The 23,171-nt window shown below is 58.4% G+C and carries 20 protein-coding genes; 3 read left to right on the top strand and 17 right to left on the bottom strand.

Going from position 1 to position 23,171, the window contains the following annotated elements; all coding sequences use genetic code 11:
* Positions 1 to 2 precede the first annotated feature (2 nt).
* The 10 genes from FS819_RS06830 to cysG all read right to left on the bottom strand — a co-directional run bounded on the left by FS819_RS06830 (position 3) and on the right by cysG (position 10,622).
* Positions 3 to 1,025, bottom strand: coding sequence for a DNA polymerase III subunit delta' (locus tag FS819_RS06830; RefSeq protein WP_156547798.1), 1,023 nt, complete (start codon positions 1,023 to 1,025; stop codon positions 3 to 5).
* A gap of 1 nt (position 1,026) precedes the next feature.
* Positions 1,027 to 1,734 (bottom strand): dTMP kinase, encoded by a 708-nt coding sequence (gene tmk / locus FS819_RS06825; protein ID WP_156547799.1) that lies wholly within the window; start codon positions 1,732 to 1,734, stop codon positions 1,027 to 1,029.
* A 130-nt stretch (positions 1,735 to 1,864) separates the two neighbouring features.
* Complete coding sequence (locus FS819_RS06820) at positions 1,865 to 3,037, bottom strand: D-alanyl-D-alanine carboxypeptidase family protein (protein WP_070165111.1); 1,173 nt, start codon at positions 3,035 to 3,037, stop codon at positions 1,865 to 1,867.
* A gap of 206 nt (positions 3,038 to 3,243) precedes the next feature.
* Positions 3,244 to 4,353, bottom strand: coding sequence for a septal ring lytic transglycosylase RlpA family protein (locus FS819_RS06815; protein ID WP_156547800.1), 1,110 nt, complete (start codon positions 4,351 to 4,353; stop codon positions 3,244 to 3,246).
* 293 nt (positions 4,354 to 4,646) lie between these two features.
* Positions 4,647 to 5,351, bottom strand: a complete 705-nt coding sequence (locus FS819_RS06810) for an SDR family oxidoreductase (RefSeq protein ID WP_156547801.1) — start codon at positions 5,349 to 5,351, stop codon at positions 4,647 to 4,649.
* Between the two features lie 148 nt (positions 5,352 to 5,499).
* Positions 5,500 to 6,312, bottom strand: a complete 813-nt coding sequence (locus FS819_RS06805) for a ferredoxin--NADP reductase (RefSeq protein WP_156547802.1) — start codon at positions 6,310 to 6,312, stop codon at positions 5,500 to 5,502.
* Positions 6,313 to 6,539: 227 nt separating this feature from the next.
* The gene (locus FS819_RS06800) at positions 6,540 to 7,046 is read right to left on the bottom strand and encodes a DUF934 domain-containing protein (protein WP_156547803.1); all 507 of its coding nucleotides are present in this window, start codon (positions 7,044 to 7,046) and stop codon (positions 6,540 to 6,542) included.
* An 11-nt stretch (positions 7,047 to 7,057) separates the two neighbouring features.
* Complete coding sequence (locus FS819_RS06795) at positions 7,058 to 8,731, bottom strand: nitrite/sulfite reductase (RefSeq protein WP_156547804.1); 1,674 nt, start codon at positions 8,729 to 8,731, stop codon at positions 7,058 to 7,060.
* A 116-nt stretch (positions 8,732 to 8,847) separates the two neighbouring features.
* Positions 8,848 to 9,162 carry a DUF2849 domain-containing protein gene (locus FS819_RS06790; RefSeq protein WP_156547805.1) on the bottom strand — a complete coding sequence of 105 codons (315 nt, stop codon included), beginning with the start codon at positions 9,160 to 9,162 and terminating at the stop codon, positions 8,848 to 8,850.
* Between the two features lie 2 nt (positions 9,163 to 9,164).
* Complete coding sequence (cysG, locus tag FS819_RS06785; RefSeq protein WP_156547806.1) at positions 9,165 to 10,622, bottom strand: siroheme synthase CysG; 1,458 nt, start codon at positions 10,620 to 10,622, stop codon at positions 9,165 to 9,167.
* Between the two features lie 274 nt (positions 10,623 to 10,896).
* On the opposite strand from cysG, the gene FS819_RS06780 reads away from it, so the two are divergent.
* The 3 genes from FS819_RS06780 to FS819_RS06770 all read left to right on the top strand — a co-directional run bounded on the left by FS819_RS06780 (position 10,897) and on the right by FS819_RS06770 (position 13,630).
* Positions 10,897 to 11,484 carry a deaminase gene (locus FS819_RS06780; protein WP_156547807.1) on the top strand — a complete coding sequence of 196 codons (588 nt, stop codon included), beginning with the start codon at positions 10,897 to 10,899 and terminating at the stop codon, positions 11,482 to 11,484.
* Between the two features lie 22 nt (positions 11,485 to 11,506).
* Positions 11,507 to 12,349 carry a nucleoside triphosphate pyrophosphohydrolase gene (gene mazG / locus FS819_RS06775; protein WP_156547808.1) on the top strand — a complete coding sequence of 281 codons (843 nt, stop codon included), beginning with the start codon at positions 11,507 to 11,509 and terminating at the stop codon, positions 12,347 to 12,349.
* 210 nt (positions 12,350 to 12,559) lie between these two features.
* Positions 12,560 to 13,630, top strand: coding sequence for a hypothetical protein (locus FS819_RS06770; RefSeq protein ID WP_156547809.1), 1,071 nt, complete (start codon positions 12,560 to 12,562; stop codon positions 13,628 to 13,630).
* Positions 13,631 to 13,652: 22 nt separating this feature from the next.
* Here the strand turns inward: FS819_RS06770 and hflX are convergent, their stop codons facing one another.
* From hflX to dusB, 7 genes are all read right to left on the bottom strand, one after another.
* Positions 13,653 to 15,002, bottom strand: coding sequence for a GTPase HflX (hflX, locus tag FS819_RS06765; RefSeq protein ID WP_156547921.1), 1,350 nt, complete (start codon positions 15,000 to 15,002; stop codon positions 13,653 to 13,655).
* Positions 15,003 to 15,144: 142 nt separating this feature from the next.
* Positions 15,145 to 15,387, bottom strand: coding sequence for an RNA chaperone Hfq (hfq, locus tag FS819_RS06760; protein WP_003539403.1), 243 nt, complete (start codon positions 15,385 to 15,387; stop codon positions 15,145 to 15,147).
* Between the two features lie 192 nt (positions 15,388 to 15,579).
* The gene (ntrX, locus tag FS819_RS06755) at positions 15,580 to 16,944 is read right to left on the bottom strand and encodes a nitrogen assimilation response regulator NtrX (protein WP_070164636.1); all 1,365 of its coding nucleotides are present in this window, start codon (positions 16,942 to 16,944) and stop codon (positions 15,580 to 15,582) included.
* A complete protein-coding gene (locus tag FS819_RS06750) occupies positions 16,934 to 19,213 on the bottom strand; it encodes a sensor histidine kinase NtrY-like (protein ID WP_156547810.1) in 2,280 nt (759 codons plus the stop codon). Before FS819_RS06750 ends, ntrX begins: the two co-directional genes overlap by 11 nt.
* 206 nt (positions 19,214 to 19,419) lie before the next feature.
* Positions 19,420 to 20,871, bottom strand: coding sequence for a nitrogen regulation protein NR(I) (ntrC, locus tag FS819_RS06745; protein ID WP_015915943.1), 1,452 nt, complete (start codon positions 20,869 to 20,871; stop codon positions 19,420 to 19,422).
* Positions 20,868 to 22,037, bottom strand: coding sequence for a two-component system sensor histidine kinase NtrB (locus FS819_RS06740; RefSeq protein WP_197434061.1), 1,170 nt, complete (start codon positions 22,035 to 22,037; stop codon positions 20,868 to 20,870). Before FS819_RS06740 ends, ntrC begins: the two co-directional genes overlap by 4 nt.
* Positions 22,034 to 23,032 carry a tRNA dihydrouridine synthase DusB gene (gene dusB / locus FS819_RS06735; RefSeq protein WP_156547811.1) on the bottom strand — a complete coding sequence of 333 codons (999 nt, stop codon included), beginning with the start codon at positions 23,030 to 23,032 and terminating at the stop codon, positions 22,034 to 22,036. The genes FS819_RS06740 and dusB overlap by 4 nt, the downstream gene beginning before the upstream one ends.
* Positions 23,033 to 23,171 lie beyond the last annotated feature (139 nt).

The raw sequence follows: 23,171 nt of genomic DNA, 5'->3' as shown, positions 1-23,171 counted from the left end.
GCTTATACAGCCGCGACCTCACCAAGAATTTCCAACAGCGTCTGCTTGCGATCGAGGTTATAGGCCCCGGCCACGCCAAGCTTTTCGACGATGGCACTGGAAAGCCGCGATAGCCGTTCGGCCCGGGCAAGATCACCGGCCATGGCGACTTCACGCGCATTGTCCATCAGGAATTCGGACAGATGCTCGATGAAGAAATGATAGATCACGTCACTGTCCTTGGCTGAAAGCGCATCGGCCAGCTTGTGCATCTGCCGTCTTGCCGCCGGGCCTTCGCTCGCCAGGATCGCATTAAAGGCAGCGATGATTTCCATGCCGCCATAATTAATCAGTTTCAACGCCTGCGACACGCTGCCCTTGGAGAGATCGGAAAGCGCCGCCATCTGCTCCACAGGAGGCGAAACATCCAGGTGCGCCAGCACGCTGGCCAGATCGTCCACGCCAAGCGTTTGTAATTTCAGCGGCATGCAGCGCGAGCGGATGGTGGGCAAAAGCTTGCCCGGCGCATGCGACAGAACCAGGAATAGCGACCGTTTCGGTGGCTCCTCCAGCACTTTCAAAATCGCATTAGCCGCATTGCGGTTCATGTCGTCGGCGGGATCGAGAATAACGATCCGCCAATTGCCACCGCCCGAGGTCTGGGAAAAGAAATGCCCGGCCTTGCGGATTTCTTCCACAGTAATCGAGGCTTTCGCCCTGCCGGTCTTCTCATCCACCGGTCGGGCAATATGCAGGAGGTTATGCGAGGCCCCGGAGGCAATTTGGCGTCCGACCAGCGAGTTCGGGTCCGGGTCGGCAAGAACGAAAGGCGCGCTGGCGGGGTCGGGATGCGACAGGACATGATGAGCAAAACGGAAGGCCAGCGTTGCCTTACCGATCCCTTCCGGCCCTTCGATCAGGATTGCATGATGCAGCTTGCCGGACTGGTAGGAGCCCGCCAGAAACTGTTCCGCCGCGCCATGGCCAAACAGCTTGTCATTGGCAAAGGGCGCAATGGCGCCATCGAGAAGACCGGGCTTTTCCATCCTAGTGCCTTCCGTGGTTTTGAGGCAGAAGTGGTTTCACGGCTGCAAAAATCTCCTCGGCGATCTGCTCGATCCCGACGCTCGCATCCACCACTCTGCAACGCGCAGGCTCGGCCCGCGCAATAGCTTGAAAAGCCTCGCGGCGGCGTTCGTGAATGGCGATTTCCTCTTTCTCGAAACGATCAGGCGCATCTTCTCCCAAGGCCCCAGCCCGGTTTTTCGCCCGCGCCAATCCGATATTTGCCGGCAGATCGAGGATGATCGTCAGGTCCGGCACCACGCCGTCCACGGCAATGGCTTGCAGCCGCTCGATGAAGGCAGAAGAGAGATTGCCGGTCGCGCCCTGATAGACCCGCGAGGAATCCATGAAGCGGTCGCAAAGCACCACATCGCCCCGCAGCAGCGCCGGGCGCAGCCGGGCTTCGACATGGTCATTGCGGGCGGCGGCAAACAGGATGGCTTCCATTTCCACCCCGAACGGCTCGGCGGCACCCGACAGCAGCACATGTCGCAAGGCCTCGGCGCAGGGTGAGCCACCCGGTTCTCGGCTGATGACGACGGCAAAGCCGAGTGCCTCCAGCGCGTTTGCCAGAAGCCTGATCTGGGTGGACTTGCCCGCGCCCTCGCCGCCTTCGAATGTTACGAATAATCCGCTGCCAACCGACACTGATCCGCTTTCTTTCCTGTTTAGAGCGTTTCGGTGTTTCATGGAAACACCGAAACGCTCTAAACTTTTGTTTTTACGCATTTCCGGACGGAAAACCGGTTCCCACGTTTCGGTCCGTTGCTCTAGAACCGCTGTGTAACGCAAGCTTGCGCCCTGGGAAACCTCTGTCGGCTCAAACCCAGGAAAACAGCAATTCCACCAGTGCGTCACGGGTGCGTTTGACCAGCGAGCCCAACGTTGACGGCGACGCGGCCTGAAGCGGCATGTCGCGCAGCAGCTTATCGCCGAGCATCACCTTCAAATGCCCGACCTGCTGGCCCTGGGCAACGCCGGGGCGCAATGGCCAGGGATAGATCACCTTGGCTTCCAGCTTATCGCTTGCGCCAACCGGCAGATAGACATCAACCGGCTGCGGCGAGACCAGCGGTACCTGTGCCGGTTCCCCACCATAAACGCTGGCCTCGCCGATCACTTGCCCCGCCTCAAACAGGCGGCGCTTCTCAAAGGCGGAAAAGCCCCAGGCCAGCGCCTTTGCCGCATCCTCCTGCCGGGACTTGTCACTTTCGCTACCAGCCAGGCCGAGATAGAGACGCACGCCGTTCTGCTGCGCGGAGGCGACGATGGAATACCCTTCCCCCTCGGCAAAGCCTGCCGCCAGGCCATCCACACCGGGTGACTGGCCAAGAAGCGGATTGCGATTGCGCTGGAAAATCTTGTTCCACTCGAAATCCGGCTGAGCGTAGAGCGCATAGAAATCCGGGTAATTGGACTTGAGCGCCTGCGCCAGCGTGATCATGTCGCGCAGGCTGACTTTATTACCGGGATCGGGAAGGCCGGTTGCATTGGCAAAATGGCTGTCCTTCAGGCCAAGCGCTGCCGCCCGTTCATTCATCAGCTTGACGAAACCCTGCTCCGATCCGGCCATGCCTTCGGCAAGGATCAAGCAGGCATCATTGGCCATCTGCACCATGACGCCCTTCAGCAACGCCTCCACCGGCACGCGCGAGCGCACGGCAGCAAACATCGTCGCCGTGCGTGACGGCGCGCCACCGGTGCGCCAGGCAAATTCGGAAACGGGAAACTCCTGGGACAGCGTCAGGCGACCGGATTTCAGCGCATCGAGCACCACTTCCGCAACCATCATCTTGGAGAGAGAGGCCGAGGTGAAGGGCTGATCGCTGTTCTTTTCAAACAGCACACTGCCGGTTTCGGCCTCGATCAGCAGGACCTGCTTGGCCTCGGTGGCGTAGACGGCGGGCGTTGCCGTGTCGGCTGCCGCTCCTTGCGCAAACGTGCTGGTCTGAAAACTTACGCCGTAGAAAAGTGCTGCAAGCAGCACAAGCATCTTTCTATAGTATGATCCACCATACGCCCAGAAGCGCTTTGTGACCGGCAAGCCGATATGCATCGCCATCCTTCACCAACAATAATATGCTGGACGGCGAGAATCGCGACCGGCATCTATAATGGATAGGTTTTATGGAGGAAGGCGTCTACCCTTGAAAGCGGCTAGAGCAAGGCTCGAACAAGCCTCACCAGCGCCAGTTGGGATCAACCTTCATTGGGATTGGAATAGGCATTGGCTGTTACCGGAGCCGGGCCAACATGCCAGCCGGGCGGCAGGCCGCCATTGGACGGTGCAGCCACGGGCTTTTGACGGGTTGCGGTAGCCCGAACCGGCTGCGGTGCGGCCACAGGCGCCATCTCCCGGCGAGCAACGCCGGTGCTGGCAGCATTGCGCGGCTGCGGCATCGGCTCAGCGGAGGCAATGGCCGGAGCCTGCCATTCACGGGTCGGCTCAATGCGGGTCGGTTCTGGCCGCGATACGGCGACCGGCTGATGCTGGACCGGGCGCGGTGCATTGGCACTGGCGGAAGACGGATAGGAGTTGCTGCCGTAAGCCGTGGCTGATGCCGACGCAATAACCGGTTTTGCAGTTTTGGGCTGCGGTGCAGAGGCACTGGCCGGGCCTGCGAAACGACCGAAGAAATTCTGCTGCGGCGCATTCGACGCCACCATCACGCCACTGGCGATCTGGCCTCCACCGAAGGGATCGACGCCGGGAACGCGCTGGCCCTTGCGGACATAAGACGCCATCAGATAGGGCATGTCATGGCCGGTCATGTCGGCAGGACCGACATATTTGACCTTCACATGGGCCGTGCCATGGCCCTTGACGTCAAGGAGTTCTGCCGCCTTGTCGGAAAGGTCGATCAGGCGATTGGCGTGAAACGGGCCACGGTCGTTGACGCGGACAATAACCGAACTGCCGGTATCGAGATTGGTAACGCGAGCATAGCTGGGCAGCGGCATGGTCGGGTGGGCGGCGGAAATGCCATATTGGTCATAGACTTCGCCATTGGCGGTGTAGCGACCATGGAAAGCGGAGCCATACCAGGAAGCAAGCCCGGAGGCTTCGTAATTGGGGTTTTCGCGCGGCTTATAGACCTTGCCAGCGACCACGTAGGGGTTCCCGACCAGACGGCGACCGCCGCCTTTCGGCACGGGACCGTTTTCCACCACACGCGGGCTGGCCTTCACGCCATAGGCGGATTCGGCAAAATATTCCTTGCTGCGTTTCTTGGTCGTGCTGACCTTGCTGACATCATGGTTGGCGCCACAGGACGTCACCGCCACGCCCGCCAGAACAACCCATGCCATCCGAAAACATCCGGAAACTGAACGCCGCTGCAAAACCATTTTTACCGTCATCGCACCGACACACCAATCAGGACCGCAAGACGGCCATTGCAAAGAATAAATGTCAAATTTTAGTCCCCCGAAGTGACACAGGACTGTGCCACAATAGAAATGGGGATAAAATGGCGAAAATGCGATTATGGTTAAGGCGTTAGGGGGAATAGTTCGCGTTATGGTTAATGAAGAGTTAATCGCAAGCCTTCAAATCGACAACCCTACCCATCATCAGGGAGCACGTCTTGCGCCTCCCGCGGTTATACCGACCGGGTCAGTCCACCATCCACTTTGAGATTTTGGCCGGTGATATAGCCCGCACCTTCGGATGCCAGGAAGGCGACGGTCGCGGCAATCTCAGCACTTGTGCCATATCGCTTCATCGGAACAGCATCCTGGCGCTCTTCGGTCGCGGGCAGGCTGTCAATCCAGCCCGGCAGAACATTGTTCATGCGAATATTGTCAGCGGCATAGGTATCCGCAAAAATCTTCGTATAGGCGGCAAGACCGGCGCGAAATACCGCCGAGGTTGGGAACATCGACGAGGGTTCAAACGCCCAGGCGGTGGAAATATTGATGATCGCGCCCGATTTTTGCGCCTGCATGATCGGCGTCACGAGACGGACAGGACGAACGACGTTCATCAGATAAACGTCCATGCCCATATGCCATTGCTCGTCGGTGATCTCGATGATCTGAGCGCGCGGGCCGTGACCGGCGCTGTTGACCAGCACATCGATCCGACCACAGGTGTCCATGGTAGTATCGATCAGACGCACCAGATCGTCATTGGATTGATTGGACCCGGTTACGCCAATACCGCCAAGCTCCGTTGCCAGTGCCTCTCCCTTGCCGGAAGAGGACAGGATGGCGACCTTGTAGCCATCAGCGGCAAGACGTCTGGCGCATTCGGCTCCCATGCCGCTTCCACCAGCCGTAACAACAGCAACTTTCTCTGCGGACATCATATCTCTCCCAAGGACGAACCGGAAAATTATGCAGTCTATACGCTTGGTGAAACGCACAATGCTCTAGACGCAGCCACCCGTGATCCGTTCGTGCGGCAGCAACACTGTCGCACGAAACTCGGTATCAACGATACAGCACCGAAAATCAGCCGACGAACGCCCGCTCGATGACGAATTCGGCTGGCTTGTTGTTGGCGCCTTCGGTCAGCCCCGCCTTTTCCAGCAGCGCCTTGGTGTCCTTCAACATGGCCGTCGAGCCGCAGATCATTCCACGGTCAATGGCTGGGTCCAGCGCCGGGACGCCGAGGTCGGCAAACAGCTTGCCGTTTTCGATCAGGTCGGTGATCCGGCCCATGAAGGGATAGTCTTCACGGGTAGCGGTGGCATAATGCTTCAGCTTGTCGCCGACGATTTCGCTCAGCATCTCATCGGCCTTGATTTCGGAAATCAGGTCGAACCCATATTTCAGCTCGGCGACATCGCGGCAGGTATGGGTGAGGATGACTTCCTCAAATTTCTCATAGGTTTCCGGGTCGCGGATCAGGCTGGCGAACGGTGCAATGCCGGTGCCGGTCGAAAACATATAAAGCCGCTTGCCGGGCGTCAGCGCGTCCAGAACCAGGGTTCCGGTCGGCTTCTTGCGCATCAACACCCGGTCGCCCGGCTGAATCCGCTGCAAATGCTGGGTCAGCGGGCCGTTCGGCACCTTGATGGAGAAGAATTCCAGTTCCTCGTCCCAGGACGGGCTGGCGATGGAATAGGCGCGATAGAGCGGCTTACCCTCCACCATCAGGCCAATCATCGCGAACTCGCCCGACCGGAAGCGAAAACCGGCGGGCCGGGTCATCCGAAAGCGGAACAGGTGGTCGGTATAATGCGTCACGCTCAGCACCGTTTCGGCATAGACGCCTTCCGGCACGATCAGTTCGGCATTGTCGGTCTTTGCAGGAGCATTCATCAGCGTTCGGATCCTTCAAATCTCACGCCGAACTGCCTCGCATAGGGCATATTCGGGCATGCATTATCCGCCTTTTCGGCCTGTTACTGTAAAATCCTGCGCCTGACCAGTGGCCATGCGCAGATGCGATCATAAACCGCAGTGTCGCACGCCTTCCGCAATCGGGAAAACGTGCAACAGACAGTGAGGCCATCGATCAGGCTCTGCCATGGGTGATAGTCCGCTCCTCAAGACGCAGACCGGCGGCGCCAGCTATAACCACCAACCTCGTCCGCTGGCCGGGCGGTTGGCTGATAGTGATTAGCAATCCCCGGCAGACGCCCCTCTTCCAGCCGTTTCAGCGCCACCGCATTGGCCACGGCAAAGCTGTCAAAGCCGGTGCGCAGCATCAACGGCACCTGATCGATCAGCACGTCGCCCACCGCCCGCAATTCGCCCTGATAACCAAGCCTGTCGCGCAGCAGCGAGGCATGGCTGAAGCCTCGGCCATCGTTATAGGCTGGAAACTTCACGGCAATGATGGCGATGCGGTCGAGATAGGGTTTCAACTTCGTCACGTCATCGGCTGGCGCGATGACCACGCCGAGATCGACGGCATTGCTGTCTTCGGCCGCAGCGATAAAGGCATCCAGCGGCAGAAGCGCCTTCTGGCCCTCAGCCGCTTTCACCTCTTCGGTCTCCTCCAGCCAGATGTCCTGTGCGGCGAAACCGGTTTCGGTCCAGATACGGGTCATGATCGCGCTCCTCAGGCGGCTTCGGCGGATGCGCCGCCATACAGGGCTTCCTTGAAGGGCTTTGGCCCGACACGGCGATAAGCCTCAAGGAAGGTTTCCTTCGGATCAAGCCGCAGCGCCAGATAGGTTTCAACCACGGTCTCCACCGCATCCGTCACCTTTTCCGGCTCGAAACCGCGACCGATGATTTCGCCGATGGACGAGTTTTCATCCCCCGATCCGCCAAGCGTGATCTGGTAAAGCTCCGCGCCCTTCTTTTCCACACCCAGCAGACCAATATGCCCGACATGGTGATGGCCGCAGGCATTGATGCAGCCGGAAATCTTGATTTTCAGCTCACCGATTTCCGCCTGACGGGCCTGGGAGCCGAAGCGCGTGGAAATCGCCTGCGCCACCGGAATGGCGCGGGCGTTGGCCAGCGCGCAATAGTCCAGCCCGGGACAGGCAATAATATCGGTAATCAGGCCTGCATTGGCCGTGCCAAGATTAGCACTGGACAGCGCCTGATACAGCGCTGGCAGATCGGCCATCGCCACATGCGGCAGGATCAGGTTCTGCTCATGGCTGACGCGGATTTCGTCAAAACCAAAACGCTCCGCCAGATCCGCCACCAGATCCATCTGAGCATCGCTGGCATCGCCGGGGATGCCGCCGATAGGCTTCAGCGAAATCGTCACCATGCCGTAATCGGGATGCTTATGCGGCTGCACATTCTGCCCAAGCCAGGTAGCAAAACCGTCATCCGCCTTCTTGGCTTTGGCCAGAACTTCCCAGCCTTCCGGGCGTTCAACCAGATCAGGCAGGGCGAAATAACTCTCGATGGCGCGAATATCGGCATCGGGCAGTTTCAGCACACTGTCCTTCAGATTTGCAAATTCCGCATCGATCTGGCGGGTCAGTTCTTCCGTGCCGGTTTCATGCACGAGGATCTTGATCCGCGCCTTGTATTTATTGTCGCGGCGGCCATGCAGATTATACACCCGGACAATGGCGGTGATATAGGACAGCATATCCTCTTCGGGCAGGAAATCCTTGATCTTCTTGGCAATCATCGGCGTTCTGCCCTGACCGCCACCGACATAGACGGCAAAGCCAAGATTTCCGCTCTCATCCTTCTTCACGTGCAAGCCGATATCATGCACCTGGATGGCGGCGCGGTCGCGCTCAGCCCCAGTCACGGCAATCTTGAACTTGCGCGGCAGGAAGGAAAACTCCGGGTGGACCGAAGACCATTGCCGCAGAATTTCAGCGTAAGGGCGCGGATCGGCAAATTCGTCCTGGGCTGCACCGGCAAAATGGTCGGCGGTGACATTGCGGATACAGTTGCCGGAGGTCTGGATGGCGTGCATCTCGACGCTGGCCAGTTCTTGCAGAATATCGGGCGTATCCGACAGTTTCGGCCAGTTATACTGGATATTCTGCCGCGTGGTAAAATGGCCGTAGCCACGGTCATATTTGCGCGCCACATGGGCCAGCATTCGCATCTGCACGGCATTCAGCGTACCATAGGGAATGGCAACGCGTAGCATATAGGCGTGCAATTGCAGGTAGACGCCGTTCATCAACCGAAGCGGCTTGAACGCATCTTCCGCCAGTTCGCCAGACAAGCGGCGACCTACCTGATCGCGAAACTGGTCTACGCGGGCCGCAACAAAGGCGTGGTCGAATTCATCGTAACGATACATGTCTTTCCTCAGGCTCTAGAGTCGGTCAGGTTCAGATTGAACCAAACAGACACTAGATCTTTTTTGTTTTCGTTTATCTTTCGGGAAAACCGGGTCCCACTTTTCCCTGATAAACTTTAGACGGCAACAAAATCGGGATCAGCATGCCCATGCCCATCCGCATAGGGAATGGTCGGGCCTGCGGCGCGGATACGCTCACGCAGGCGCAGCGGCCATAACTTTCCATCCCGCTCTTCCACATCGACCACGGCGACGTCAACAACGAGATTATTGGTAAAATCCCGCTTGCCGCTGCCTTCCAGCGCCGCGACAGCCTCGGCGTGACGGGCAACCAGCGACGATTGCAGGTCTTCCACCCATTGGCCGGAGGCGTCGAGCCAGACGGCGATGCCATCGCTCAAGCGGTTGGCGGTCAAGACTTTCTCTGCCATTGTCAAACCCTCGTCATCTGCTGTTGATCGACATTCGCCAGCGCAAGACGCGCCTGCGCCAACGGCATCGACCGCTCAAAATTCGCACCCGCCACCGCATCGCCGATAATGACCATCACGGGTCCGGTCAATTCCGTCATGGCTTCCAGACCCGGCAATTCCCTCAGCGTGCCATGCAGCAGCCTGCGGTCACCGCGCCCGGCATTTTCCACCACGGCAACCGTGGTGTCCTGCGCCAGACCACCGGCAATCAGCCGTTCAGCCACGGAGGCCGCCACTGTGCGCCCCATATAGACGGCAACGGTTGCGCCTGATAGCGCCAGCCGCGCCCAATCGGGCAGCACATCGCCGGTCAGGTCATGACCGGTGGTAAAGACCAGCGAGGACGAGACGCCTCGCAAGGTCAAGGGCAATTCAAAATCGGCCGCTGCCGCCAGGGCCGAGGTGACACCGGGAACAATCTCATAAGCGATACCGGCGTCGCGCAGCGCCGCCATTTCCTCTCCTGCCCGACCGAAGATCAAGGGGTCACCGGATTTCAGCCGCACAACGCGCTTTCCAGCCTGACCGAGTGCCACGAGGAGATCATTGATCTCACTCTGTGACTTGGAATGACAGCCCTTGCGCTTGCCGACCGGAATGCGGTCCGCATCGCGCCGGCCCATATCGACCACGGCCTGCGGCACAAGCGCATCGTAAACAATCGCATCGGCTTCCATCATCAAACGGTGGGCGCGCAATGTCAGCAGGTCTTCTGCTCCCGGCCCTGCCCCGACCAAAAAGATCCGACCTTCCGGCACGGTATTGGCCGCCGCCTTCAGCAGCTTTGTCGCCCGGCGGCGCGCGACCTTCACATCGCCGCTTTCCATGGCATCCGCCACGTCGCCTTGAAAGAAAGAGCGCCAGAACAGACGGCGCGCCACACCGCGCGGCACCAGCCGGTCAACAGCATGACGGTAGCTATTGGCCAACCGACCCAGCTTGCCCAGCGACCTTGGCAATTGCCGGTCGATCCCGGCGCGGATCATCTGGGCCAGCACTGGCCCGACGCCTTCCGTGCCAATCGCCACCGCAATCGGGGCGCGATTGACGAGAGCTGGCGTATAGAAATCGCAGTAGTCCGGCTGATCGACGGCATTGGCAGGTATTTTTTGCAGCCGTGCCGCGTCAACAATCATCCGATCCGCCGCGCCATCACCGGTCGCGGCAAAAACCATTTTCATCCCCGTCAACAGATCAGGAGAAAACGGCGATGGATCGATCTCAATGGATTTACGCTTCAGAAAGGCTGCGTAAGCAGGCTCCGGATCCTGGGTAAAGGCAATGATGGTCGCAGATGTATTGGCGATCAGTCTGGCCTTGGCAAACGCCTCGTCGCCATCGCCAAACACAGCCAATTTCGCGCCGGAAACGCGAAAAAACGCCGGAAAAACCGCCAGCTTGTCAGACTCGATGCTCAAAGACCCATTCCTTGTTATCTCGCCATTATCCGGGAAAACAACGCTGTTATGAAGAAACACGAATCTGCCTTCCCGACAGCATCGATATTTCTATCCTAACGCATTTGAAGATAAGAGCAAAACCAACCCACCCCGGCAATTTTCAATCAATACGCAGAGTAAGGCTTTCCCTTGGCCCCTGCTTGCCGCTAAATGCGCTGCGAGTTTGTCCTGCAAAAGTGTCCACCGGTTTTGCCGAAACGACCAAGACGGATTTCAAGGAGCGCCGCCCATCATGACCGATCAAAATCTCACCGCCAGATTGCTTGACGTGATCGAGCAGGACATCATACCGCTGACGGAAAAAGGCGTGGCCGACGGCAACAAGATTTTCGGCGCGGCGATCTTGCGCAAATCGGACCTATCGCTGGTGCTGGCGGAAACCAATAACGAGCTGGAAAACCCGCTCTGGCATGGCGAAGTCCATACGCTGAAGCGCTTTTACGAACTGGGCGAGCGCCCACCGACATCAGAGCTGATTTTTCTCTCCACCCATGAACCCTGCACCATGTGCATGTCGGCAATCACCTGGGCCGGTTTCGACAATTTCTATTATTTCTTCAGCCATGAGGATAGCCGCGATGCCTTTGCTATTCCCCATGACCTGAAAATTCTGAAGGAAGTGTTCGGGCTGGAACCCGGCGGCTATCGCAAACAAAACGCCTTCTGGCACAGTTTCGCCATCAACGACATGATTGAAGTGGAAGACGATGCAATCAGGGGGGAACTGCTGACCCAGGCCCAGAAGATCCGTGGCCTCTACGGCAATCTGTCCGGCCAGTATCAATCGGCCAAGAGCGGCAACGACATTCCGCTAAACTGATCTTCTTGAATAAGGAAAAACCATGCAGCCCTCACAGGATATCGCCCGGCTGATCGAAATCATGGCGGCGCTTCGCGATCCGCAAACCGGCTGCCCCTGGGACATTGTCCAGACATTCGAGACGATCAAGCCCTATACGCTGGAAGAAGCCTATGAGGTGGCGGACGCCATCGAGCGCAACGATCCGGACGATCTCTGCGAAGAACTGGGTGATCTCTTGCTGCAAGTGGTGTTTCATGCGCGAATTGCCGAGGAGGCCGGTCTGTTTTCCTTCGGCGACGTGGTCGAGGCGGTGACCTCCAAGATGATCCGCCGTCATCCGCATGTGTTCGCCCGCTCGGATGCGGATACGCCTGACGCCGTCAAGCTGCAATGGGATGCGATTAAAAAACAGGAAAAGCAGGAACGAGCCGAACGCCGCGCAGCGCGTGGTGTAGCCGACGTGTTTAAAGACGGTCATCTCGGCTCGGTGCAGCGAACGTTTCCAGCCTTGACGGAGGCCGTCAAACTTCAGGAACAGGCTGCAAAGGTCGGGTTCGATTGGGCTGAGGCAGAACCCATTCTCGACAAGATCGAGGAGGAGATCGCCGAACTGCGAGAAGCACTCCAAACAGCGCAGCCAGACAAGATAAAGGACGAGTTGGGAGATCTGATTTTCGCTCTGGTCAATATCGGTCGACACACCGGCAGCGATCCAGAGCAAGCCCTGCGGGGAACGAATGTGAAATTTAGAAGGCGCTTCGGCTATATCGAAAAATCATTGGCCACCGAAAAATCAACGCTGGAAGACGCCAGCCTTGAGCGGATGGAGCAGCTCTGGCAGGCGGCAAAGCAGTTGGAACGCGGCGTTAAAACTGATGGCTAGCCAAATTCCAATCGCGGACCACACGCGACGATTCTGATTTTAAATACTTTTGGGATTTTCTCAAAAGCGCAATCGTATCGGTGGATGCGATTGCCCACGTGATCGCAGCACTCCATTCTCGCACAAGTTATCATTTATAATTATTTTTAATAAATATTATATCGACAACGCTTGCCTCGGAGCTGGCCAGTCGCTTGTGGAGCTCGCATCATGAACGTACACGTCAAGACCAAGCCACCCGGACAGGCACCGCAGCCCGCAGACATTGCCCATTTCATGCAGATTCTCTCCTGTATCCCGGATGTGCAGACGGCATGTTGGATGGGGACGGAGTTCCTTGCTCAACTGGCGCCACAGGACCTCCAGGAGGCAACGGTGGCGCTGTCGCATGTTCACCCGTTCTTCTTGCCCGACATCGACAACGATGCCGCAGAAAACCTCAAACTTTGCCTCGGTCGGTTTGCCGAGACGGTCCTTCAGGCGCGATTGACAGCTCATCGGGCGAAAAATCTCAACCTGCTTTTGGCTGGCACACCAGGATCGGCAGACATTGCCGGACATGCTCTGCGCAAGACGCTCGGGCTGCGCTCAGCCAATCTCGTCACCATGGCCTATTCGGATTATTCGGCCTCCCTGTTTGGAGCCAATCTCAGCTCAAAAGAGCTGGACGAACTGGCCTTGCAGCGCAACGGGCTGGACGGTGTCGGATATGTGGCAGAGCATCCGGTGCTTTGCACACCCTATGCTGCCCGACAAATGGCGCTCTATGGCATCAAGCCCATCGTTACCATCCGCAACTTCTTCGTTTCCCTGATCTGCACGGATGACGCGCTGATGCAAGCAAGGGGCTTGCAGAACAGCATGGGTGAATGCTTCTTCGACGATGGACTGCCCGCCTGCTATCAGGATCTACCCCTGGAGAAACGCCTGGATCTACTGGTAGACGCGCAAGCCGTCTGGTACGCGCAATTTGTCGCCAGTTGGCAAAAATGCGAAGCGAGTGGACAGGTGAAGCCGCTCTGGATTTCCTATGAAAAGGATATTCTCGGAGATGCGCACCCTCTGGCCGAGAAAATTGCCGATTTCATTGGTAGTCATCAGGCTGACGCCACGGCCATTGCCCAGGCGCTGGCTGATGAGAAAGCTACCAACACCATAATGGCCGACAAAAGTCTCCCGTATCGGGCAAAAATCATACCCGCACCCATCCGCGACCGCGCCATGAAGATCTTTGATCGCTATGCGGGGGACGCTGATCTGAAAAGCCTGATTGGAGAATAGATCCACAGATCAGTTGCGCTATTCAGTCCCAATCCTCGCTGCGAACCGGCTGGATCAGGCCAAGCTTGCGCTCCAACGCACTGGCCTGTTGCTCTGACAGGCGTAAATCGAGGGAAACAGAACCATCGTCCCGGTCCTCGCGGCTGTCCACCATGGTGTTCTCATAGACCCAGGAGATCAGGGAGAGCTTGTCTGGCGGCAAAATCACCGTGGTTTCCGTCACCACGCCAGAAAGCCGCTCTGCGATTTCGGCCATCAGGGCATCGACCCCTTCGCCCGTGACGGCAGAAACAGCCATCACGTTTTTCCGGCCAGTTGCCTTTTCCGCGATAGCCTGATGCGCTTCCGGCTCCAGCCGATCGATCTTGTTCCAGACCTCGATGATGCGTTCGTCACGCTCTTTTTCATCGATGCCAAGGTCGGAGAGAATCCGCAAAACGTCGCCTGCCTGCGCACCGTTATCCGGGTCGGCCATGTCACGCACATGCAGGATCAAGTCCGCTTCCAGCACTTCTTCAAGCGTAGCGCGAAAGGCTGCGACCAGATGGGTCGGCAGATCAGAGATGAAGCCAACCGTATCCGAGAGAATGACGGTGCGGCCTTGTGGCAATTTCATGCGGCGCAGCGTCGGGTCCAGCGTGGCAAACAGCATATCCTCGGCCAACACGCCTGCCCCGGTGATCCGGTTGAACAGCGTCGATTTTCCGGCATTGGTATAGCCAACAAGCGCAACGATCGGATGTGGCACCTTGCGACGCTTGGCGCGGTGCAATTGGCGGGTGCGAACAACTTGCTCCAGTTCGCGTTCCAGCCGCACGATGCGGTCCTGCAACATCCGCCGGTCGGCCTCGATCTGGGTTTCGCCCGGACCGCCCATGAAGCCCGCACCGCCGCGCTGACGCTCCAAGTGGGTCCAGCTGCGCACCAGACGGCCCTTCTGGTAATTCAGATGGGCGAGATCGACCTGCAACGTGCCTTCCTTGGTGGAGGCGCGGCGGCCGAAGATTTCCAGGATCAGACCCGTGCGATCGATGACCTTGGCATTCCATTGCTTTTCCAGATTGCGCTGCTGCACCGGCGTCAGCGGATGGTCGACAATGACCAGACCGGCATCATGGCTATCGAGCAGTGCCTTGATTTCCTCGATCTTGCCACTGCCAATCAGGGTCGCCGGACGCGGCTGGTTGACGGCAACGATCAAGCCCTGCACGATTGTGAGATCAATGGCGCGCGCAAGGCCCATGGCCTCTTCCAATCGGCTCTCGTGGCTGCGGGTCGTGGTCGGACCATGCTCAGCCGAGGCCTTTTCAGTGGATCGGGCCTGCTTCAACACCGGAACAAGAACCACGGCGCGCATGTCGTCGCGGTGCATTTCCTGTTCGGGAATAATGCTATCGGATGTGGTGTCTCGATTGGCTATAGCCGTTGTCCTGTTGTTAAACGCCAAAAATGGATTGTTCCGCCTGTCCAACGGAAATCAACCCATTCTGTTCCGGCAGGAAGTCTTGTCGAATTTATGATGCGGCTTCTTCGCTTTCGAACATCTGCATGGGCTGGCCCGGCATGATGGTCGAAATGGCGTGCTTGTAGACGAGCTGGGAATGCCCATCGCGACGCAACAGCACGCAGAAATTATCGAACGAGGTGACGACGCCGGTCAGCTTCACGCCGTTGATCAGAAAAATAGTGAGGGAAATCTTCTGCTTGCGAACCGTATTGAGAAATAGGTCCTGCAAATTCTGAGAACGTTCCGCCATGGCGCCGCTTCTTTCTATCTTGCCGGTCGGGGGTGCCGGTTGCAATTTTCTAATTTTTTTGGACAGGCTTCCCCAAATGCCCATCAGTCTTGTTTGGTATCAAATCGGAAGTGGTTCCGCAATCGGGAAACCCCAAGCAAATTCATTGTCGAATTGCAATGGATTCTCTTGCCAGCCAACGCCCAAACCAGATCAAACGCCAAGCGACTTCAACTTCCGGTGCAGCGCCGATCGCTCCATGCCAACAAATTCCGCAGTCCGGGAGATATTGCCGCCAAAGCGGTTGATCTGGGCGATCAGATAATCGCGTTCAAACATTTCGCGGGCTTCGCGCAGCGGCAAGGTCATGATCTGGTAATCGCTGCGACCGGAGACTTTCGGCAGCATTTCGCCAAGATCCGTCGGCAGCATTTCCGCGTTGATCGGCACATCCGCCCCATCGTTCTGGGTCAGGATCAACAGCCGCTCGATATTGTTGCGCAATTGGCGGATATTGCCCGGCCAGTCATGGGCCTGCAACACCGCCATCGCGTCCTCACCGATCTTGCGCTGGCGAATACCGGCCTGTTCGGCGATATGGCGCATCAGCATATCAACGAGGAAGGGAATATCTTCGCGCCGCTCCGCCAGCGGCGGCACCCGCACCGGCACCACCGCCAGGCGATGAAACAGATCCTCACGGAACCGGCCTTCGGCAATCAGACTTTCGAGATTATACGCGCTGGAGGAAATGATCCGCACATCGACCTTGACCCGCTTGGAACCGCCGACGCGCTCGAATTGCTGATCGACCAGCACCCGCAGGATCTTGTTCTGGGTCTCGCGCGGCATTTCGCCGACTTCATCCAGATAGAGGATACCGCGATGCGCCTCTTCCAGCGCGCCAATGCGACGAGACTGGCCGGGACCACCTTCGGTCCCGAACAGCGCCACTTCCATGCGGTCGGGGGTGATGGCTGCGGCATTCAATGTCACGAACGGTCCGGCGGCGCGGGCCGAGCGCTTGTGGATCATCCGCGCCACCAGTTCCTTGCCGCTGCCGGACGGGCCGACGATCATGATCCGGCTATTGGTAGGCGCGACCTTCTCGATGGTCTGGCGCAGTTGCGATACCGCCACCGAACTGCCGATCAACTCGTTGGCATCGCCGGTGCGCCGTTTCAATTCAGTCACTTCACGTTTCAGCTTGGAATTTTCCAGCGCCCGCTCGGCAATCAGGATCAAACGGTCGGCCTTGAACGGCTTTTCGATGAAGTCGAACGCGCCGCGCTTGATGGCCGACACCGCCGTTTCGACATTGCCATGCCCCGAAATCATCACCACCGGCAGGTCAGGATGCCGGGCCTTGATTTCGTCCAGCAATGCCAGCCCGTCCAACCGGCTGCCATGCATCCAGATATCGAGGAAAATCAGCCGGGGCGCCCGGTCGGAAATCGCCGCAAGCGCGCTGTCGGCATCATGTGCCGTGCGGGTTTCGTGCCCTTCGTCGCTCAAGATGCCGGAGACGATCTCGCGAATATCTTCCTCGTCGTCAACCACCAGGATGTCAGAGGCCATAAGCTGCTTCCTTATCATGTTCTTCAGTGGCGGCAGAGGCTGCCCCGGCTTGTCGCGGCAGCACAACGCGGATCATCGCGCCACGTCCACCGTCGAATTCTGCCGGCGCATCATGCAATTCAAGCTGACCGCCATGCTCTTCAATGATTTTCTTGACGATGGCGAGGCCGAGGCCCGTGCCCTTCTCCCGCATCGTCATATAGGGCTCCAGAATGCGATGGCGATTATCGACCGGCAGTCCCTTGCCATTGTCAATGATATCCACCACGAAACCGTCACGCCCTTCGTCCGTTGTCGCCCTGATCCACACCCGGCCCGGCAGTTTTTCAGCATCGGAGGGAACAGCCTCGATTGCTTCCACCGCATTCTTGATCAGATTGCCGAAGGCCTGGGCCAGCATGCGGGCATCGAACGAACCTTCGAGTGGAAACTCGCCAACGTCGCGAATGAATTCACAATCGCTATGACCCATTTCCCGCAGGAAGATTGCGTCCTTCAAGACGTCGCGCAGATCGGCAGGCTGCTTGGTCGGCTTCGGCATCCGGGCAAAGGACGAGAACTCATCGACCATCCGGCCGATATCCTCGACCTGACGCACTATCGTATCGGTGCACTGGTCAAAGACCTGACGGTCCTCGCTGGCGATCTGCTTGCCGAAGCGGCGCTTCAATCGCTCTGCCGAGAGCTGGATCGGGGTCAGCGGGTTCTTGATTTCATGGGCAATCCTTCGTGCCACATCGGCCCAGGCCGTGGAGCGCTGGGCAATCACCAGATCTGTGATGTCATCCAGCGTGATCACATAGGATTCGGTGGCGTTGCGGGTTTCCTCGCGTGTCACCTGCACCGACAGGGTCCGCTCTTTACCGCTGCGCACCAGATTAATCTGCTTGCGGAAATCACCGCGATGGCGAAGCCCGGCTTCGGCAAACACCGTGTTGATCTCCGGGGCAACCGTTTCAAGCTTCTCGCCCAGCAATTCCTCGGCGCCGCGCGCCAGAAACAGTTCCGCCGAAGGATTGACGATGGTGATCCGACCATCATCCTCGACGCCGATCACCGCTGCTGTCACGCCCGACAGCACCGCTTCGATGAAGCGGCGACGGTCATCGACCTCGTCCTTGGCCTCCAGAATTTCATCGCGCTGGGTGCGGATCTGGGAAATCATCTTGTTGAAGGTGCGCGACAGGCTGCCCACATCGCCATCGGCAACCCTGACCGGCACCACGACATTCATATTGCCTGACGCGACATTATCGGCAGCGCCAATCAACAGCCGAATCGGCCGAACGATGCGGTCGGCAACGGCAATCGCAGTCCAGATGGCAGCCAGCAGCACGATCAGCGCGAAGCCAAGATAGAGGACGGCAAAGGCGATTTGCAGCGTGGTGCGTCCCGCCTCCATCGATTTATATTCGGCGGTATTGTCCTCCATCTCACGCATTGCCCGCATGACCTTCGGATCAACGGCACGGATCGTGTAGAGATAGGCACCGCTCAGCGAATCCATCTTGATGATCCCGCCGACCAGATTGGTGACACCCGGTGGGATCAGCGTCGGCTGGCCGGCGGCGGCCTTGTCCAACGCATCCTGGGGAATAGCGGGCAGCGGCTTTTCTGTCGAAATATCCGCCTGAATGATGGGCGTGCCGTCCTTGCGGACCAGAAAGGCACCCAACAGTCCGCGTCCCTTGGCCTGACGGGTCATCAACTCGATAAAACCGGTGCGGTCGAGGAAGAATAACGGCCTGTTTCGCTCCAGATCCGTCGCCATGGAAATCGTCTGGCCCTGCAAATAGCTGGCATTTTCCAGCATATAAGCCTGGGCCACATTCATCGATGAATTGATGATGCTCTGGGTGCGGATGGAAAACCACCGATCCAGGCCGACATTGAGGGTAATACTGGCGAAAATCGCCACCAGGATTGCTGGCGTAATCGCCACAATCGAAAACAGCACGACGATGCGCACATGCAGCCGGGCCGCCGCCCGTCCCCGGCGCCGCGCCTTGACGAGACGGCTGACTTCCCGACCTATCAGGAACAGCAGGCCAAGCACGAAAAGCGTATTGATGACGACAGAGCCGATCAGCACATTCGAGGTCGGCGCAATCGGGGTGAGGCCAAGCAGGACCGGCAGGGTGAACATGGCGCAGGCCAACGCGCCCCCGGCCAGAATAAGGCCCGGCAAGGCAAAGGAGGACTTGCGCTCCTGCAGCAGCGTCAATGCTGCTTCCTCTTCGGTCTGCCCCGCAGGCCGCCGCGTTTTCATCCAGTCTCGTCTCCGCAAACGGAAAGATGAGATGCCTTATCGGCGAACTAAGTCTCTGCTGCACCCTGACGATACGGGATGCAAAAAGAACCGTATCCCACGACCGAAGAGGCAGGATCACGAAACGAAGCCTTACCGTTAAAGCTCTCCACCGTTGCTATTGAGCAACGCATTGTGGCGAAATTGCAACGCTTGTCAGGCGAATGTCAAGCACTACGCGAGCTTCTGTAAACCGAAACACCCAATTCGCGGATTTTCTTGCGCAGCGTATTTCGGTTCAAACCCAAAAGGTCGGCGGCCTTGATCTGGTTTCCACGGGTGGCGGTCAAGGCCGCCAGGATCAGCGGATATTCCATTTCGGTCAAAACCCGGTCGTAAAGGCCGGGCGGCGGCAGGTTATCGCCAAATGAAGCAAAGTAGCTGCGCATATTTTCTTCGACAGCCTGGGCAATGGTCATATGACCGCCGCCCGAACCACCCTTGGTCAGCGGGCTGTCGGTAATGTCGGAACGCAGTTCCTGCTCAATGATTTCGCGGGTGATAACATCCTGTGGATAAAGCGCCATCAACCGGCGCACCAAGTTCTCCAGCTCACGAACATTGCCGGGCCAGGCATAGGATTTCATCACTTCGAGCGCTTCCTGCTCGAATCGCTTGGCGTCCAGACCTTCCTTCTCGCCCTGCTGGATGAAATGGCGCACCAGATCGGCAATATCCTCGGCCCGGTCACGCAATGGCGGCAGGCGCAGCGGCACGACGTTAAGGCGATAGTAGAGGTCTTCGCGAAACAGGCCCTGATTGATCGACTGTTTCAGGTCCTTGTTGGTGGCGGCGACAATGCGCACATCGGTGCGGATCGGCGTGCGCCCGCCAACAGTGGTATATTCACCCTGCTGTAGAACACGCAGGAGCCTCGTCTGGGCATCCATCGGCATATCGCCGATCTCATCCAAAAACAGCGTACCGCCCTCGGCCTGCTCGAAACGCCCGGTTGAGCGGTTCTGCGCGCCGGTAAACGCACCCTTTTCGTGACCGAACAGCTCTGATTCGATCAGGTCACGCGGAATGGCCGCCATGTTGATCGCCACGAAGGGACCATTACGGCGTTTGCCGTAATCATGCAGCGCCTTGGCGACCAATTCCTTTCCCGTGCCGGATTCGCCAGTGATCATCAGCGTCAGATCGGTCTGCATCAGCCGGGCCAGAACCCGATAGATTTCCTGCATGGCGGCGGAACGGCCAACCAGCGGCATGCCGTCCTGCATGTCATCGCCCAGCCGCGCCGGCTTTTTCTTCGGCTCGGCCAAGGCTCGGCCGATAATGGCGATCAGTTCGGTCAGGTCGAAGGGCTTGGGCAGATAGTCATAGGCGCCCTTTTCCGAAGCGCGGATGGCGGTCATAAAGGTGTTCTGGGCGCTCATCACCAAAACGGGCAGGTCTGGCCGGGCCTTCTTGATGCGCGGCAGGAGATCGAAGGCGTTTTCGTCCGGCATGACCACGTCGGTGACGACAAGATCGCCCTCGCCGGCTGAAATCCAGCGCCACAGGGTCGCAGCATTTGACGTGATGCGGACATCGTAACCGGCGCGGCTCAGCGCCTGGTTCAAAACGGTGCGGATCGCAGCATCGTCATCGGCAACAAGGATAGTGGCTGTCATCTTGATCTTCCCACGGATTTCGCAAAGGGAGTGTCTTCATCAACCGTTTCCTTGGAAACCGGCATCAACACGCGGAATAGTGTCCGGTTGCCCTGACTGTCGCATTCGACAATGCCGCCATGGCCGCCAATGATCTTGGCCACCAGCGCAAGGCCCAGGCCGGATCCGTTGGTCTTGGTGGTAATGAACGGATCAAACAGATGCGGCAGAAGGTCGGATGGCACTCCAGGACCATTATCGGCAACGCAGAATTCCAGCGGCAGCGAGATCTTTTCCCGCGATCCGGCAACCGACAGCCTTATGCCGGGGCGATAGGCTGTGGTCAGCTGGATTTCGCCATCGGCCCGGTCGCCGACCGCCTCGGCAGCATTCTTGATCAGGTTCAAAAACACCTGCACCAGTTGATCCCGGTTGGCAAACACCGGCGGCAGCGATGGATCGTAGCTCTCGGTGATCTTCAAATGCCGGGCAAAGCCCGCTTGGGCGATGGCCTTCACATGGTCCAGCACCGAATGGATATTGATCGAGGTGCGGTCCACGGGACGCTCGTCGGAAAAGATCTCCATACGGTCGACCAGCGAGACGATCCGGTCGGTCTCATCGCAGATCAGCCGCGTCAGGCTGCGATCTTCTGGAGGCACGGAGCTTTCCAGCAATTGCGCAGCCCCACGAATGCCAGACAGCGGGTTCTTGATTTCATGGGCAAGCATAGAGGCAAGACCGGTAACGGAGCGGGCGGCGGCACGGTGGGTGAGCTGGCGATCGATCTTGTCGGCCATCGAGCGTTCCTGAAACACCACCACAACAGCGCCCGGCTCGACAGTGACCGGTGCAACGTAGAGATCCACCAGCTTATCCTGGCCAAGCCGGGGGGAACTGAGATCGACACGGTATTCATTGACCGGTGCCCGCCGCTCCCGCACCTGATCGATCAATTCCAGCAACGGACTGCCGAACGGAATGAAGGTGGAAATCTTGTGACGGGCGAGATGGCTGGCGCTGGCGCCGAAAAACGCCTCTGCCTCCCAATTGGCAAAAACGATATGTCCCTCGCCATTGACCATGACCACCGGGTTCTGGATGGCGTTGAGCACGGCCATCGCCAACACATTTCCAGCCGCTGGGCCAGCTCCCGAGCCATCGCCGGGTTTCATATCACTGCTCATGCGGCCTCCTCAAGCGGTCTTGGTGCCGCACCAGCCAACGCCGCAAACAGGCGGTCGGCGACATGGTCGGGATCTTTCGATGTCATCAGCGCAGTCTTTTCGGCAGGATCAAGCTGCACACCATGCCGCTCCAGATACCAGCCGACATGTTTGCGCGCATGTCGAACGCCGACATGCGCGCCGTAATGATCCAGCATGGCGCGGTAATGGGCGACGGCAATCGCCGGAATTTCATCCGCGCTTGGTGGCGCATGACCAGCCAGCACGCCCGCATGCCAAGGACGGCCTTGGCAGGCCCGCCCCAGCATCAGCGCATCGGCGCCAGACCGGCGCAGGATCTCCTGCGCATCATCAAGTGTGTCGATATCACCATTGGCAATCAGCGGAATGGAAATCGCCTCACGCACGGCGGCAATCGCATCCCAATCGGCCCGGCCTTCGTAAAACTGCATGCGAGTGCGGCCATGCACTGTGATCGCCTGCACACCGGCATCCTGCGCACGGCGCGACAGGTCCGGCGCGTTGATCGAATCGGAATCCCAGCCAAGCCGCATCTTCACGGTGACGGGGACTGAAACGGCCTTGACTGTCGCCTCGATCATCGCCAGCGCAATCTCCGGCTCGCGCATCAGCGCCGATCCGGCATAGCCGCCGATGACTTTTTTAGCGGGACACCCCATATTGATGTCGATAATATCGGCGCCATTGGCCTCGGCAATTTTCGCGGCCTCCGCCATCCAATGCGGATCGCGCCCGGCCAACTGCACCATGTGCGGCGTCAAGCCCGCACCTTTCAGCCGCGACCAGCTTTCCGCCGCATTGAACACCAGCTCGCGACTGGCAACCATTTCCGTCACCACCAGCCCTGCCCCATGGCGAAAGGCCAATTGCCGAAACGGCAGGTCGGTGACGCCGGACATCGGCGCGAGCACAACGCGGTTGCGAATAGCAACCGAGGCAATGCTAAACCCTGTCTGGAGATCCGGCTGCGGCAATTGTCTAACTTTCGGGCAAGATACTAATTTGCCCGATTTTTAGACATAAAAAAGATCATTGCCAAGCTCTTTCCAAGCGATACCGACAATTTTTCGGGCAAATGCTGGAAAACTTTTAACCGCACCGATAGACAGGCGG

Source organism: Allorhizobium sp. Av2 (genome assembly GCF_021462805.2).
Taxonomy (GTDB): Bacteria; Pseudomonadota; Alphaproteobacteria; order Rhizobiales; family Rhizobiaceae; genus Allorhizobium; species Allorhizobium vitis_G.
This window is presented reverse-complemented; position numbering and strand designations above follow the sequence as displayed.

Bases quoted from the DNA above. Each gene is read 5' to 3' on its own strand.
- FS819_RS06770 (WP_156547809.1), top strand. From the start codon at position 12,560: ATGAACGTACACGTCAAGACCAAGCCACCCGGACAGGCACCGCAGCCC.
- FS819_RS06790 (WP_156547805.1), bottom strand. From the start codon at position 9,162: ATGGCAGAGAAAGTCTTGACCGCCAACCGCTTGAGCGATGGCATCGCC.
- FS819_RS06830 (WP_156547798.1), bottom strand. From the start codon at position 1,025: ATGGAAAAGCCCGGTCTTCTCGATGGCGCCATTGCGCCCTTTGCCAAT.
- FS819_RS06805 (WP_156547802.1), bottom strand. From the start codon at position 6,312: ATGAATGCTCCTGCAAAGACCGACAATGCCGAACTGATCGTGCCGGAA.
- FS819_RS06780 (WP_156547807.1), top strand. From the start codon at position 10,897: ATGACCGATCAAAATCTCACCGCCAGATTGCTTGACGTGATCGAGCAG.
- FS819_RS06810 (WP_156547801.1), bottom strand. From the start codon at position 5,351: ATGTCCGCAGAGAAAGTTGCTGTTGTTACGGCTGGTGGAAGCGGCATG.
- FS819_RS06740 (WP_197434061.1), bottom strand. From the start codon at position 22,037: ATGAGCAGTGATATGAAACCCGGCGATGGCTCGGGAGCTGGCCCAGCG.
- FS819_RS06820 (WP_070165111.1), bottom strand. From the start codon at position 3,037: ATGCTTGTGCTGCTTGCAGCACTTTTCTACGGCGTAAGTTTTCAGACC.
- FS819_RS06750 (WP_156547810.1), bottom strand. From the start codon at position 19,213: ATGAAAACGCGGCGGCCTGCGGGGCAGACCGAAGAGGAAGCAGCATTG.
- FS819_RS06815 (WP_156547800.1), bottom strand. From the start codon at position 4,353: ATGGCATGGGTTGTTCTGGCGGGCGTGGCGGTGACGTCCTGTGGCGCC.
- hflX (WP_156547921.1), bottom strand. From the start codon at position 15,002: ATGCACCGCGACGACATGCGCGCCGTGGTTCTTGTTCCGGTGTTGAAG.
- ntrX (WP_070164636.1), bottom strand. From the start codon at position 16,944: ATGGCCTCTGACATCCTGGTGGTTGACGACGAGGAAGATATTCGCGAG.
- FS819_RS06795 (WP_156547804.1), bottom strand. From the start codon at position 8,731: ATGTATCGTTACGATGAATTCGACCACGCCTTTGTTGCGGCCCGCGTA.
- mazG (WP_156547808.1), top strand. From the start codon at position 11,507: ATGCAGCCCTCACAGGATATCGCCCGGCTGATCGAAATCATGGCGGCG.
- hfq (WP_003539403.1), bottom strand. From the start codon at position 15,387: ATGGCGGAACGTTCTCAGAATTTGCAGGACCTATTTCTCAATACGGTT.
- ntrC (WP_015915943.1), bottom strand. From the start codon at position 20,871: ATGACAGCCACTATCCTTGTTGCCGATGACGATGCTGCGATCCGCACC.
- tmk (WP_156547799.1), bottom strand. From the start codon at position 1,734: ATGAAACACCGAAACGCTCTAAACAGGAAAGAAAGCGGATCAGTGTCG.
- FS819_RS06800 (WP_156547803.1), bottom strand. From the start codon at position 7,046: ATGACCCGTATCTGGACCGAAACCGGTTTCGCCGCACAGGACATCTGG.